Origin of the sequence: Saccharopolyspora hordei (assembly GCF_013410345.1) — a bacterium.
Lineage (GTDB): Bacteria > Actinomycetota > Actinomycetes > Mycobacteriales > Pseudonocardiaceae > Saccharopolyspora > Saccharopolyspora hordei.
Genome location: NZ_JACCFJ010000001.1, coordinates 4,701,880 through 4,716,089 on the forward strand (window position 1 = coordinate 4,701,880; position 14,210 = coordinate 4,716,089).

The 14,210-nt window shown below is 73.3% G+C and carries 12 protein-coding genes; 3 read left to right on the forward strand and 9 right to left on the reverse strand.

Annotated elements, in window-relative coordinates:
- Positions 1-23 precede the first annotated feature (23 nt).
- Positions 24-1,106, forward strand: coding sequence for an LLM class flavin-dependent oxidoreductase (locus tag HNR68_RS21520; protein ID WP_218889580.1), 1,083 nt, complete (start codon positions 24-26; stop codon positions 1,104-1,106).
- On the opposite strand, the gene HNR68_RS21525 is transcribed toward HNR68_RS21520, so the two are convergent.
- The 8 genes from HNR68_RS21525 to HNR68_RS21560 all read right to left on the reverse strand — a co-directional run bounded on the left by HNR68_RS21525 (position 1,058) and on the right by HNR68_RS21560 (position 10,431).
- Entirely contained in the window at positions 1,058-1,603 is a 546-nt protein-coding gene (locus HNR68_RS21525) for a hypothetical protein (protein ID WP_179723564.1), read from the reverse strand. The two genes, HNR68_RS21520 and HNR68_RS21525, sit on opposite strands and share 49 nt — an antisense overlap.
- A gap of 265 nt (positions 1,604-1,868) precedes the next feature.
- On the reverse strand, positions 1,869-2,954 hold the full coding sequence (locus HNR68_RS21530) for an acetate/propionate family kinase (protein ID WP_179723565.1): 1,086 nt from the start codon (positions 2,952-2,954) through the stop codon (positions 1,869-1,871).
- Positions 2,951-5,368 (reverse strand): phosphoketolase family protein, encoded by a 2,418-nt coding sequence (locus HNR68_RS21535; RefSeq protein ID WP_179723566.1) that lies wholly within the window; start codon positions 5,366-5,368, stop codon positions 2,951-2,953. The genes HNR68_RS21530 and HNR68_RS21535 overlap by 4 nt, the downstream gene beginning before the upstream one ends.
- Positions 5,369-5,486: 118 nt before the next feature.
- On the reverse strand, positions 5,487-6,536 hold the full coding sequence (locus tag HNR68_RS21540; RefSeq protein WP_179723567.1) for a Gfo/Idh/MocA family protein: 1,050 nt from the start codon (positions 6,534-6,536) through the stop codon (positions 5,487-5,489).
- A gap of 67 nt (positions 6,537-6,603) precedes the next feature.
- Positions 6,604-7,299: a response regulator gene (locus tag HNR68_RS21545; RefSeq protein WP_179723568.1), complete on the reverse strand. Its 696-nt coding sequence runs from the start codon at positions 7,297-7,299 to the stop codon at positions 6,604-6,606.
- 36 nt (positions 7,300-7,335) lie between these two features.
- On the reverse strand, positions 7,336-8,568 hold the full coding sequence (locus tag HNR68_RS21550; RefSeq protein ID WP_179723569.1) for a sensor histidine kinase: 1,233 nt from the start codon (positions 8,566-8,568) through the stop codon (positions 7,336-7,338).
- Between the two features lie 154 nt (positions 8,569-8,722).
- Positions 8,723-9,352, reverse strand: a complete 630-nt coding sequence (locus HNR68_RS21555) for an MBL fold metallo-hydrolase (protein WP_179723570.1) — start codon at positions 9,350-9,352, stop codon at positions 8,723-8,725.
- Entirely contained in the window at positions 9,352-10,431 is a 1,080-nt protein-coding gene (locus HNR68_RS21560) for an S-(hydroxymethyl)mycothiol dehydrogenase (protein WP_179723571.1), read from the reverse strand. The genes HNR68_RS21555 and HNR68_RS21560 overlap by 1 nt, the downstream gene beginning before the upstream one ends.
- 141 nt (positions 10,432-10,572) lie before the next feature.
- Between HNR68_RS21560 and HNR68_RS21565 the strand changes: the two genes are divergently transcribed.
- Entirely contained in the window at positions 10,573-11,385 is an 813-nt protein-coding gene (locus HNR68_RS21565) for an SAM-dependent methyltransferase (protein ID WP_179723572.1), read from the forward strand.
- A 10-nt stretch (positions 11,386-11,395) separates the two neighbouring features.
- Here HNR68_RS21565 and HNR68_RS21570 read toward each other — a convergent pair whose 3' ends face one another.
- Positions 11,396-12,562, reverse strand: coding sequence for an MFS transporter (locus HNR68_RS21570; protein ID WP_218888380.1), 1,167 nt, complete (start codon positions 12,560-12,562; stop codon positions 11,396-11,398).
- 177 nt (positions 12,563-12,739) lie between these two features.
- On the opposite strand from HNR68_RS21570, the gene HNR68_RS21575 reads away from it, so the two are divergent.
- Positions 12,740-14,206 carry an amidase gene (locus HNR68_RS21575; RefSeq protein WP_343050312.1) on the forward strand — a complete coding sequence of 489 codons (1,467 nt, stop codon included), beginning with the start codon at positions 12,740-12,742 and terminating at the stop codon, positions 14,204-14,206.
- Positions 14,207-14,210: the final 4 nt, after the last annotated feature.

Sequence of the window (14,210 nt, forward strand, 5' to 3'; positions counted from 1 at the left end):
GGCACGGCCCCGGCGGCGTTGACCTGGACGTGCGCCTTTCCGTGCTGGACCGCTCCCACGTGAGCCGCGGGACGAGCCCGCAGCAGGCGTTGCGGGACACGGTCCGCTTCGCCCAGCAGGTCGAGGACCTCGGCTACCACCGGTTCTGGGTGGCCGAGCACCACAGCGTGCCCGGGGTGGCCGGCTCCGCACCCACCGTCCTGGCCGCCGCCGTCGCCGCCGCGACCAGCAGGATCCGGGTCGGCACCGGGGGCGTCATGCTGCCCAACCACCAACCGCTGGTGGTGGCCGAGCAGTTCGGCGTGCTCGGTGCGCTGTTCCCGGACCGCATCGACGTCGGGCTGGGCCGCTCGGTCGGGTTCACCGACGGCATCCGGCGCGCGCTGGGGCGCGGCAAGGAGGCCGCGGACCGGTTCGGCGAGCAGCTGGCCGAGCTGCTGGGCTACCTGCACGGCCGGTCCGCCTCCGGGGTGCACGCCGTCGCCGCCGAGGGGCTGGACCTGCCGGTGTTCCTGCTCGCCACCCGTTCCGGCGCGGAGACCGCGGCGGAGTTCGGGCTCCCGCTGGTCATCGCCGCCGTGCACGGTGACGACCGGATGCTCCGCACGATCGAGCAGTACCGGGCGGACTTCCGCCCGTCGGCGCAGGCCGCCGAGCCGTACGTGGTGCTCGCCCGGTCCGTCGCGGTCGCCGAGAGCGCCGAGCGGGCCCGGCGGCTGCTCGTCCCGGAAGCGTGGGCGACCGCCTACTCGCGCACCCACGGCGAGTTCCCGCCGCTGGAGCCGCCGGAGCAGGTGCTGGCCCGGTCGATGTCCGACCGGGAACGCGCGCTGTTCGACCGCGCCCTGCGCGGCCACGTGCACGGCACCCCGGACCAGGTCGCCACCGCGCTGGACGAGCTGGTCACGCGCACCGGCGCGGACGAGCTCCTGGTCACCACCACCGCCCACGACCCGGCCGACCGGCTCACCTCCTACCGCCTGCTCAGCGAGGTCGCCGGGCTCTCCCCGACCCCGGTGGGCCCGGACCGCGGCGGACGTGACCGGGGGCCCGGTCGTCACGGTGGGTCCAGTGGCGGCTGGAGCGCAACTGCCACGGCACGCTGACCACGAGCACCCCGGCTCGAACCGCAGCCGCCGGGCCAGGCGCGACGAGCTCTGGTCGTGCAGCAGGTCCTCCCACCCGCGCCCGACCACGTACTCCGGGAGGTGGACGCACACCAGGTCGCGGGGCCCGCGCGGCGGATGTGCGTGGCGCGGTCGACGACGGGCCGGGTGATCTCCCGGCACGGCGACTCCACGACCTCCAGCGGGACGCCGACGTCCCACCGCTGCCGCTCCCGGCGCAGGACCTCGGTGTCCCTCTCGTCCACGGTGAGCGCGACCACCGGGTCCGGCCGGTTCGCGCGAGCGAACGCCAGCGCGCGCACCACCTCGGCCAGCGCCACCCACGGCGCCAGGTGCAGCAGCGCGAGCCCGCCGATCGAAAGGACCAGCAGGACCTCCTGCGGGGCGCAGGTGACCGAGGAGAGCGCATCGCTGGCGAAGACGGGCAGCAACGCCTCCGCCGCCCTGTCGCTGCGCAGCGGCCGCCCGAGCAGCAAGCGCTTCCCAGGCTCACGGCCGAGAGCACCGGTCGAGCGCAGGCCGGTCCGGCACGCCGCGCGAGCCGGCCGTGGTCGACCTGCCCGAGGACGCCGTCGACCGTCCACAGTGATCACCGTGGTCGCCGTGCGCGACCGGTCCCGGCCGTGTGCGGGAGTGTGACAGCTCGCGCCGCACGCCGGTCGGGCCGCGGTCGTTGCGAGCGGCACAGCGCTTCGGCGCCACCGCGGGGGTGGCTGGCTCGCGGTCGCGGCGCCGAGCCGACTACGCCCCGAGCGCGGCGCGGGTCTGGCGGGCGATCTCCAGGTCCTCGCGCGCCTGGACCACGGCGGTGCGCACCGAGGCACCGGAGGCGGTGATGTCGGCGTCGGCCGACGCCGCGTCGTTCCGCTCCGGGTCCAGCGCCGTCCCGGCGAACGACAGCGCGTCGCAGACCGCGGCACGCACCGGCGGCTGGTGCTCGCCGATGCCCCCGGTGAACACCACCAGGTCCACACCACCCAGCACGGCCACCATCGCGCCCGCGAACCGCACGAGGCTGCGGCAGTAGACGTCGAAGGCCACCGCCGCGTCCCGGTCGCCCGCCGAGCGGGCGGCCAGCACGTCGCGCAGATCACCCGACGTCCCGGACAGGCCCGCCAGCCCGGAGCGCTTCGCCAGCCCTTCGAAGAGTTCGTGCGGCGCGACCCCTTTCGTGCCGATCAGGTAGCCGATGAGGCCCGGGTCGATCGTGCCGCTGCGCGTGGCCATCACCAGCCCCTCCTCCGGGGTGAAGCCCATCGTGGTGTCCACGCAGCGGCCGTCGCGCACCGCCGCCATCGACGCGCCCGCGCCGAGGTGGCAGCTCAGCACCCGGCCCTCGTTCGGCCGCAGCCCCGTCAGGTCGGCGCCGCGCACCGTCGCGTAGGAGTGCGAGAGGCCGTGGAACCCGTAGCGGCGCAACGACCACGTGCGGTTCCACTCCCGCGGCAGCGCGTAGGTCGCGGCCGCCGGTGGGAGCCCGGCGTGGAAGGCGGTGTCCACGCACACCACCGACGGGGTCCCCGGAGCGATCGAGCGCGCCGCGCGCAGCCCCTCCAGGGCCCGCGGCTGGTGCAGCGGCGCCAGCTCGACCAGCGACGCGAGGTGGTCGACCACGTCGTCATCGGCCACCGTCGCCGCGACGATCCGGTTCCCGCCGTGCACGACGCGGTGCCCGATGGCGTCGGCCCCGTGCGTGTCCAGGAACCGGCGGAGCGGCTCCGGCTCGCCGTCCCACCGCTCCAGGTGCTCGTGGTCGACCACCTCGTCGTCGTCGAGCAGCACGAGCTTCAGGCTGCTGGAGCCCGCGTTGACGGTCAGCACCCTCATCGAGCCGACCACGTCCAGTCCCGCACCTCCGGCAGGTCCTCGCCGTGGGTGGTCACGTAGTGCCGGTGCTCGATCAGCTTCGCCAGCAGCGCCTCCCGCGCGTACGCCGCGCTCGGCCCCAACCGCGGCACCCGGTCGATCACGTCGATGGCCAGGTTGAACCGGTCGATCTGGTTGAGCACGCACATGTCGAACGGGGTCGTCGTGGTGCCCTCCTCCTTGTAGCCGCGGGCGTGGATGTTGTCGTGGTTGTGCCGCCGGTAGGTCAGCCGGTGGATCAGCCACGGGTAGCCGTGGTAGTTGAAGATCACCGGCTTGTCGCGGGTGAAGAGGCTGTCGAACTCGGCGTCGGACAGGCCGTGCGGGTGCTCCCGCTCGTCCTGCAGCCGCATCAGGTCGACCACGTTGACCACGCGCATCCGCAGGTCCGGGAAGTACCCGCGGAGCAGGTCGACGGCGGCCAGCACCTCCATCGTCGGCACGTCCCCGGCGCAGGCCAGCACCACGTCCGGCTCGCCGTCCTGGTCGTTGCTGGCCCAGTCCCAGATCCCGATGCCCCGGGTGCAGTGCGCCACCGCGGCGTCCATGTCCAGGTACTGCGGGGCGGGCTGCTTGCCGGCCACCACCACGTTGATGTAGTCGCGGCTGCGCAGGCAGTGGTCGGCCACCGACAGCAGGGTGTTCGCGTCCGGGGGCAGGTAGACCCGCACGATCTCGGCCTTCTTGTTCACCACGTGGTCGATGAACCCCGGGTCCTGGTGCGAGAAGCCGTTGTGGTCCTGCCGCCACACGTGCGAGGTGAGCAGGTGGTTGAGCGAGGCGATCGGCGCTCGCCAGGACAGCCCGCGGCTGACCTTGAGCCACTTGGCGTGCTGGTTGACCATCGAGTCCACGATGTGCGCGAACGCCTCGTAGCAGGAGAAGAGACCGTGCCTGCCGGTGAGCAGGTAGCCCTCCAGCCAGCCCTGGCAGGTGTGCTCGGACAGCACCTCCATCACCCGCCCGCTGGGGGCCAGCGCGTCGTCGTCCGGCTCGGTCTCGGCGTCCCACGCGCGGGAGGTGGCTTCCAGGATCGCGTTGAGCCGGTTGGAGTTGTTCTCGTCCGGTGCGAACACCCGGAAGTTGCGGGCGTCGGCGTTGCGGCGCACCACGTCCCGCAGGAACTCGCCGAGCACCCGGGTGGCTTCGCCGGTCGTCGCGCCGGGTTCCTCGACCTCCACCGCGTAGTCGCGGAAGTCCGGCAACCGCAGCGCCCGCAGCAGCAGGCCGCCGTTGGCGTGCGGGCTGGCGCTCATCCGCCGGTCACCGGTCGGGTTGTGCTCCTGGATGCGGCGCACCGGGGCGCCGTCGTCGTCGAACAGCTCGGAGGGCACGTAACTGCGCAGCCAGGACTCCAGCAGGCGCAGGTGCTCGGGGTTGCCGCGCGGGTCGCTGATCGGCACCTGGTGCGAGCGCCACGACCCCTCCACCGGATGTCCGTCCACCATGGACGGTCCGGTCCAGCCCTTCGGGGTGCGCAGCACGATCATCGGCCACCGCTGCCGCTGCGTCCAGCCGTCGCGGCGGGCGCGGCGCTGGATCGAGCGGATCTCGTCCAGGCACCGGTCCAGGGTCGCGGCGAACAGGTGGTGCATCGGCTCCGGCGCCGAACCGGACACCAGGTACGGCTCGTAGCCGCAGCCGCGCAGCATGCTCAGCAGCTCGTCGTCGGGGATGCGCGCCAGCACCGTCGGGTTGGCGATCTTGTAGCCGTTGAGGTGCAGGATCGGCAGCACCGCGCCGTCGGTGACGGGGTTGAGGAACTTGTTGCCGTGCCAGCTGGTGGCCAGCGGACCGGTCTCGGCCTCGCCGTCACCGACCACGCACGCCACGATGAGGTCCGGGTTGTCGAAGGCCGCCCCGTAGGCGTGCGACAGCGAGTAGCCCAGCTCGCCGCCCTCGTGGATCGACCCCGGCGTCTCCGGCGCGACGTGGCTGGGGACCCCGCCCGGGAACGAGAACTGGGTGACCAGCCGGCGCAGCCCCTCGTAGTCCTGCGCGACGTCGGGGTAGACCTCGCTGTAGGTGCCCTCCAGCCACGCCGCCGCGACCAGCCCGGGGCCGCCGTGACCGGGACCGATCACGTACATCATCTCCAGGTCGCGCTCCCGGATCGCCCGGTTCAGGTGCGCGTAGACGAAGTTCAGCCCGGGTGTGGTGCCCCAGTGGCCCAGCAGCCGGGGCTTGACGTGCTCGGGTCGCAGCGGTTCCCGCAGCAGCGGGTTGTCCATCAGGTAGATCTGCCCGACGGAGAGGTAGTTGGCGGCCCGCCACCACAGCTGCAGGCCGTCCAGTTCTGGCCGCTCGAGGTGCTCGGACACGGCCGGAGTGGTGATCCACTCGGCGCTGGCGGCTTCGACGCTGGTCTCGCTCATCCGCAGCTCCTTCGCGCTCGTCGGCCCGCCGTCCAGCGTGGGACGCCGAGGCGGGTTCGCAACTCGGCGCGACCCCGCAGACGACCGCGGGCGCGGCTGCGGCCTCCGGAGCGACCGGCTACAGCAGCCGCTCGACGGTGATCTCCGCGGCCGAGCGGTGGGCCGCGGAGATGATGTCCAGCGCCGCCACCGCGTCCGCCGGGTCGACCGGCGGCGGTGCGCCCTCGCGCAGCGCCTTCACGACGCCGTCGTAGAACGCCAGGTAGTCGCCCCGCTCGCTGGGCACGCGGCGGACCTCGTCGCCGACGCCCAGCACGCCCCAGCTCTCCTCGGGCTCGCGGCCCCAGGAGTCGTCCACCGGCCGGCGCCCGGCGCGCAGCGCCGCCTCCTGCGGGTCGACGCCGTGCTTGGTGAAGGTCGCCCGGTCGCCGAGCACCCGGAACCGCGGTCCGGGCTGGGCCGCGACCTTGCTCATCCACAGGTGCGTGCGCACGCCGTTGGTGTGGGTGAGCGCCAGGTAGGAGTCGTCGTCGGCCTGCACGCCCGCCCGGCGGCGGTCGATCTCCGCGTACACCGCCGCGACCGGTCCGAACAGCTGCAGGGCCTGGTCGATGAGGTGGCTGCCCAGGTCGTAGAGGATGCCCGCGACGTCCGCCGCGCCGCCGGAGTCGCGCCAGGTCGGCTTCGGGACCGGCGACCAGCGCTCGAACCGGGACTCGAAGCGGTGCACCCGGCCGAGCGCGCCCTGGTCGAGGAGCTTGGCCACGGTGCGCACGTCGCTGTCCCACCGGCGGTTCTGGAAGACCGTGAGCAGCACGCCCTTGGCCTCGGCGTGCTCGACCAGCCGCCGCCCCTCCACCGCGGTCGGCGTGAACGGCTTGTCCACCACCACCGGCAGCCCGGCGTCGATCGCCTTGGTGGCCAGTTCGACGTGCGTCCGGTTCGGACTCGCCACCACGACCAGGTCCACGTCCCCGGCCAGCAGCGCGTCCACGTCGTCGACCACCGCGGCCTCGGGGTGCTCGGCGCGCACCCGCTGCTGCCGTTCGGGGTTGGCGGTGACCACCGCGGACAACTGCAGCGCCGGGTGCGCGGCGATCAGCGGCGCGTGGAAGACCGCGCCCCCGACGCCGTACCCGACGAGACCGACTCGCAGCGAAGGGCTCATGTCCCCATTAGACCCCGAATCCCGAGCCGCGCCCCGGCCAGGCGGGTGCCGGTCCCGGGCCGTCGCCTCAGGCGGAGGCCCGGCGGAGGTTGCTGTTGTCCTGGCCGGGGCAGACCAGGCCGGTCTCGTAGGCCGTGATCACGAGCTGGGTGCGGGAGCTCAGGTGCAGCTTCTGCATCACGTGGTACAGGTGCGACTTGACCGTCAGCTCCGCCAGGCCGAGGTTGCGCGCGATCTCGGCGTTCGAACCGCCCTTGGCCACCTCCAGCAGCACGTCCAGTTCCCGCTCGGTCAGCGCGCTGAGCTCGCTGCGCGCGTCGCGCACGCCGAGCGCGGCGAAGCGCTGCAGCAGCCGCTTGGTGACCCGCGGGGCCAGCAGCGCCTCCCCGGCCGCGACCGTGCGCACCGCCTTGACCAGGTCTTCCGGGGCGGCGTCCTTGAGCAGGAACCCGCTGGCCCCGGCGCGCAGCGCCGCGTAGACGTACTCGTCGAGGTCGTGCACGGTGAGCATGATCACCGCGGTCTCACCGCCGGTCTCGGCGATGATCTCGGTGGCGGCCCTGATCCCGTCCATGCCGGGCATGCGCACGTCCATGAGCACCACGTCGGGCCGGCGCCGCCGCACCGCGGCCAGCGCTGCCTCGCCGTCAGCGGCTTCGGCGAGCACGCGCAGGCCTGGCTCGTTGTTCAGCAGCGCCACCAGTCCCGCGCGGATCATCGCTTGGTCGTCGACGACCAGGACGGTCGTGTCCTCAGTACCCACGCCGGTCCTCCTCGCTCCGGGCCGACCTGGTTCCGATCAGGTCAGGTCCGAACCTTCCGCGCACGGTAACACGGCTTCGAGGTGAAAACCGTTCAGAACCGGGTGGGCGGTCAAGGTTCCGCCCAGCAGCGCAACGCGTTCCCGCAGACCGATGAGCCCGTGCCCCGGAAGAGGGGACACCGGCGGTGCCTCCCCCGGACCCAACTGGTTGGTCACCTCGATGCGCAACGCGGTCGGCCCGTAGTCCAGCAGCACCCGCGCCCGCCCGGACCCGGCGTGCTTGAGCACGTTGGTCATCGCCTCCTGCACGATCCGGTAGGCGGTCATCTCCACCCCGGACCCGAGCTGGCGGACCTGCCCGCGCCGGTCCACCCGCCACTCGACCTGACCACCGCGGACCGAGTCGATCAGCGCGTCCACCCCGTCGAGGCCCGGCGTCGGCTGCCAGTCCCTCGGGTCCTGGCCGGCCGAGTCGCGGTCGCGCAGCGCGTTGAGCAGGTTGCGCATCTCCCCCAGCGCGCTGCGCGAGCTCTGCTCCAGTTCCTGCAGGGTCTGCCGCGCGTGCTCCTGGTCGCGGTCGATGAGCGCCCGCGCGACGCCCGCGCGCAGGGCCACCACCGAGAGGTTGTGCGAGACGATGTCGTGGAACTCCCGCGCGATCCGGGCCCGCTCGACGGCCGCCGCGTCCGCGGCCAGCTGGTCGCGCGCTTCGTCGAGCATGGTCAGGGTCTGCTCCAGCTGCGCCGCGCGCCGCCGTCCGACCTGCATCGCCCGCGCCCACCCGATGACCATCACCAGGTTGACCACCCCGCCGGTGAGCCGCAGGAAGGCCTCCACCGGGGTCAGCTCGAAGACGAGCACCTGGGCGACCGGGAAGGTCATCCCGAGCGTCGCGACGAGCACCGACACGGCCAGCGACGCGCGCACGCAGACCGAGTAGACCGCGACCAGGATCGCCAGGTTCAGGCCGCCGATGTAGAGCTTGAACAGGGTGAGCACGACGGTGACCGACAGGACCACCAGCAGCACCGTCCACGGCATCCGCCGCCGCAGCACCAGCATCGCGGTGGTCGGCACGCTCACCACCAGCGGCCACCACCAGTCCATCCACGGCGGGTGGTCCCCGATGGACAGGTCGAACCCGTGCGCCACCGCCAGCACCAGCACGAAGGCGATGTCGCCGATGACCGCGCGGTGCGCCACCAGCCGGCTCCACAGCCCCGTTCGCGGGCTCGGCACAGCAGTGCGGCTCAGCACCTGATCGACCATCGGACCTGCCTCACACGGCGCGCGGGTCGGCTCGTGGCGCCGACCGTGAGCAGCCCCGTCCCCGCTCACGACCAAGATCGTGCGCACTGCGCCGCGCAGCCTCATCCGCCGAAAGTGGTAACGGGGAACCTACCCGCCACGCGTGCCGCGTCGATCAGCAGCCGCGCGCGACCCACTCGTCGAAGTGCGTCCGCACCGCGCCGATCGTGGTGCTCTCGCCGTGCCCGGGGCGCACCTCGGTGTCCTCGGGCAGCGGCAGCAACCGGTCCCGGATGGACTCGGTGATGGTGCCGAAGTCCGAGTAGGACCGGCCGGTCGCACCGGGGCCGCCGGCGAACAGCGTGTCGCCGGTGAACACCACGCCCAGCTCCGGCGAGTGCAGGCACACCGCGCCCGGCGCGTGGCCCGGCGTGTGCAGCACGCGCAGGCCGACGCCGCCGACCTGGACCACCTGGCCGTCGGTGAGCTCCCCATCGGGTTCGCGGTCCGGGTGGGTCAGCCGCCACAGCACCATGTCGTCGGGGTGCAGCAGGACCGGCGCGCCGACCGCCGCGGCCAGCTCCGGGGCCACGCGCACGTGGTCGTCGTGCGCGTGCGTGCACAGCACCGCCCGCACCGTGCGGTCGCCGACCAGCTCGCGGATGGCGTCGACGTCGTGCGGCGCGTCGATGACCACGCACTCGGCGTCGTCGCCGACGACCCACACGTTGTTGTCGACGTCGAAGGTCTGGCCGTCCAGCGAGAACGTGCCCGAGGTCGTGGTGTGGTCGATGCGCGCGGCCATCACAGCACCACCACCGAGCGCAGCACCTCGCCGCGTTCCATCTTCGCGAACGCCTGCTCCACCTCGTCCAAGGCGATCTCCTCGCTGACGAACCTCTCCAGCGGCAGCCGCCCCTGCTGGTAGAGCTCCACCAGCATCGGGAAGTCGCGCTCGGGCAGGCAGTCGCCGTACCAGGACGACTTGATCGCCCCGCCACGGCTGAAGACGTCCAGCAGCGGCATCTCCAGCTTCATCTCCGGGGTCGGCACCCCGACCAGCACCACGGTGCCCGCCAGGTCCCGCGCGTAGAAGGCCTGCTGGAAGGTCTCGGGCCGGCCGACCGCGTCGATCACCAGGTCGGCGCCGAAGCCGCCGGTGAGTTCCTGCACGGCCGCGACGGTGTCGGTCTCGGAGGCGTTGACCACGTGCGTGGCGCCGAACTGCCGGGCCCAGTCCAGCTTCGTGGGGTCGGTGTCCACCGCGATGATCCGGCGTGCCCCGGCCATGTTCGCCCCGGCGATCGCGCCGTCGCCGACGCCGCCGCAGCCGATCACCGCGACCGTGTCGCCCGGCCCGGCCCCGCCGGTGTTGACCGCCGCGCCGATCCCGGCCATCACGCCGCAGCCGAGCAGCCCGACCACGGCGGGCCGCGCCGACGGGTCGACCTTGGTGCACTGCCCGGCGTGCACGAGGGTCTTCTCGGCGAACGCGCCGATGCCCAGCGCCGGGGACAGCGGGGTCCCGTCGAGCGTCATCGGGTTGGCGGCGTTGTGGGTGGCGAAGCAGTACTGCGGCCGACCGCGCTTGCACGCCCGGCACAGCCCGCAGACCGCGCGCCAGTTCAGCACCACGAAGTCGCCGGGCTGCACGTCCCGGACGCCCTCGCCGACGGCCTCGACGACGCCGGCCGCCTCGTGGCCGAGCAGGAACGGGTAGTCGTCGCTGATCCCGCCTTCGCGGTAGTGCAGGTCCGTGTGGCACACCCCGCAGGCCTGCACCCGGACCACCGCTTCACCGGGGCCGGGGTCCGGGACGTCGATCGTCACCACCTCGACCGGTCTGCCCTTGCCGGTCGCCACCACTGCGCGCACGTCGGTCACGAGCACCTCCCGGGAGAACGTCGCGGAGGACCCATCGTGGTCTGGGTCACGACGATCAGCAAGGGCGGCACGCGAGCGGACCTGCGGACACCCTGGGTCACGAGCCGGTTACTGTACGATTCCACCGAGGAGGGGAGGACCATGGTCGACGCGCGCAACGCGCCGGTCCGCCAGATGGACATCACCCGGCCTGCCGCCGCCCGCATCTACGACGCGTTCCTGGGCGGGGGGCACAACTTCGGCGTGGAGCGCGACTTCGTCGAGCGCGTCGAGCGGGTGCTGCCGGGCATCGGCGCCTCTTACCGGGAGAACCGCGCCTTCCTGCGCCGCGCCGTGGAGTTCCTGCTGGCCAGCGGGGTGCGCCAGTTCCTCGACCTGGGCTCTGGCATCCCGACCATCGGGCACCTGCACGAGGTGGCGCGGCGGCGCACCCGCGACTTCCGGGTGCTGTACGTGGACAACGAGCCGCTGACCGTCGCGCACAGCAGGCCGTTGCTGGCCGACGAGCCGCGCGCGGAGATCCTGCTGGCCGACTGCCGGGACCCCGAGTCGGTCCTGCGCTCCCCGGAAGCCCGGCGGATGCTCGACCTGCGCGAGCCGGTGGGCGTGCTGATGACCTCGGTGCTGCACTTCGTCCCCGACGCCGACGACCCCGCGGGACTGGTGGAGGCCTACCGGGACGCGGTGGTGCCGGGCAGCCACCTGGTCGTCTCGCACGTGACCGGCACCAGCGAACCGGAGGCGGTCCAGGTGCTGGCCGACTGCTACGCACAGACCTCCGACCCGCTGCACCCGCGGGAGACGAGCTGGATCGACAAGCTCTTCGGCGACTTCGAGGTCCTGCCGCCGGGCACGACCCACCTCGCGGACTGGCGCCCCGACCCGGAGCACCCGGTCGGCGCGGCGGGCCGGTACCGCGTCCTCCACGGCGGGGTGGCCCGCAAGTCGACGTGACGCCCGCCGGTCAGCGGCGGACGAACAGCAGCAGGACGCCCGCCACGATCGCCGCCGCGCCCGCGGCCAGCCAGGCCCCGGCCAGCCCGGCGTGCTCGGCGAGCAGGCCGAACAGCAGCGGTCCCAGGCTGCCCCCGAGGTAGACGCCGGTCTGGGTGAACGAGGTGGCGCTCGCGACCCGGTCCGGGGCGATCTTGGCGACGGCGAAGTTGAGCAGTCCGGGCCACGCCCAGCCGGCGCCGAACCCGATGGACACCCCGACCAGGAACGCCACCGGCGAGCTCACCGCCATCAGGCCGAAGCCGGCCGAGCCGATCACCAGCATCGCGGAGATGACCCGCACCAGGTTCGGGTTGCGGCGGTCGGCGACCACTCCCGCGCACAACCGGATGGTCAGGCCGGTGGCCGAGCCCAGCGACAGCACCAGCCCGGCCGCCGACGGGCTGAACCCGACCTCGACCGCCGTGCTGGTGACGAACGCGCCGAGCGCGTTGGCCGCGGCCGACCCGAGCCCACCGGAGATGGCCAGCAGGAACAGCGCCCCGCGCCGCCCGCCCGGGGGACCGCCGGCCGCGCCGCTGGACGTGGAGCGCTCCGCCTCCGGCAGCCGCGGCACCGCGGTGGCGGCGAGCAGGCCGATCACGCCGGCGATGACGAACACCCACCGCCAGCCGATGGTCAGCGCCACGGCGGGCACCGCCACCCCGGCCAGCAGCGTGGCCGCCGGGATCGAGGACTGCTTGACGCCGAAGCCCATGCCGCGCCGGTTGACCGGGATGCCCTGCGCGATGAGCAGGTTCGACGCCGGCTGGGCCAGCGAGTTGGGCAGGCCGGCCACCCACAGCAGCGCCAGCAGCAGGGCCGAGCTGGGCGCGGCGGCCAGCCCGAACAGGCACAGCGCACTGCCCAGCGCGCCGATCCGCATGCCCTTCCGCGCGCCGATCCTCTCGACGAGCCAGCCCATCGTCCGCGACGACAGCGCGGCGACGCCGAAGAACCCGGCCGCGCCGACGCCCAGCAGCGCCGCACCGAAGCCGAACTCCTGCTGCAGCTGCACGCCGAGCCCGCCCACGAGGAACACCGGGAACACCCCGACGGTGACCACCGCAGCGACCGACGACAGCACGCGCGCGGTCCCGACGCTCCGCTGCTGCCCGACTGCCGCCACTGCGGGCATCCCGGCTCCTCCTCGGCGTCGAGCGGTCCTGGTCACCTCAGCCTGAGAACCCGCATGGTTTTTAGCAACGCTAAGGTGACGTACGCCTCTGCGTGCCCGCTGCCGCCGGCAGGCGGTTGACGTGCGACGCCGGCACCGCAAGAGTCGGTGGAGTCGATCGAGCACAGGAGGACGCGCGTGTCGGTGGTGGCCCCCGGTTCCGGACTGCCCGCCTCGAAGATCCCCGACCTGGTGCTGCTCGACGCGGTCGAGCTGTCCTGGCTCATCTCCCGCCGCGAGGTCAGCTGCGTGGAGGTCATGGAGACCTACCTGGCGCACGTCGACCGGTTCAACCCGCAGGTCAACGCGATCGTCTCCCGCGTCGACGCCGACGAGCTGGTGGAGCAGGCCCGGGAACGGGACCGCGAGCTCGACCGGGGCGAGCGCCGCGGCTGGATGCACGGGTTCCCGGTCGCCGTCAAGGACCTCTCCGACGCCGCCGGGCTGCCCACCACGAAGGGCTCACCGCTGCTCGCCGACTCGGTCGCGGAGGCCGACGCGCTGCACGTGCGGCGGATGCGCGAGGCGGGCGCGATCGTGATCGGCAAGACCAACGTCCCCGAGTTCGGCCTCGGCTCGCACACCTTCAACCCGGTGTTCGGCACGACCCTCAACCCCTACGACACCACGCGCAGCGCGGGCGGCAGCAGCGGCGGTGCCGGGGCGGCCTTGGCGCTGCGGATGCTCCCGGTCGCCGACGGCAGCGACTTCATGGGGTCGCTGCGCAACCCGGCCGCCTGGAACAACGTCGTGTCACTGCGGCCGAGCTTCGGGCGGGTCCCCTCCGAGGGCTTCCTCAGCTCGCCGTCGGTGATCGGTCCGATGGGGCGCACGGTGCGGGACGTGGCGCTGCTGCTCTCCACGATGGCCGGGCCCGACGAGCGCTCGCCGCTGAGCCTCGAGCAGGACCCCCAGCTGTTCGCCGGCCGGTTGGAGCACGACCCCGCCGGCGTCCGGATCGGCTGGGTCGGTGACTTCTCCGGCTACCTGGCCACCGAACCCGGGCTGCTGGAGCTGTGCGCCGAGTCCTTCGCCGCCTTCCGGGAGATCGGCTGCGAGGTCGAGCCGGTGGCCGCGCGGCTGCCGGTCGAGCAGGCGTGGGAGACGTTCCTGCTGTGGCGGTCGTGGACCGTCGGGCGCGACCACGCCGCGCTCTACGCCGACCCCGCCCGGCGCGCGCAGCTCAAGCCCGAGCTGGTGTTCGAGGTCGAGAACTACCACCGGCTCAGCGTCGACGACATCAGCCGCGCGCTGACCGGCCGCGACGCGTGGTACGCGGCGGTGGCGGAGGTGTTCGACGAGTACGACTTCCTGCTCGCGCCGAGCGCGCAGGTCTTCCCGTTCGACGCCGGGCAGCGCTGGCCGCAGCAGATCGGCGACCGGACGATGGACACCTACCACCGCTGGATGGAAGTGGTGGCGCCGTGGACCCTGGCCGGGCACCCGGTGGCCAACCTCCCGGTGGGCTGCGCCGCGTCGGGCCTGCCGATGGGCGTCCAGCTGATCGGCCGCAACCACGGCGAGTGGCCGCTGCTGCAGCTGGCCCACGCCTACGAGCGCGCCACCGACTGGACCCACCGCGTCCTCCCGCCCCTGCTCCGCTGACCGC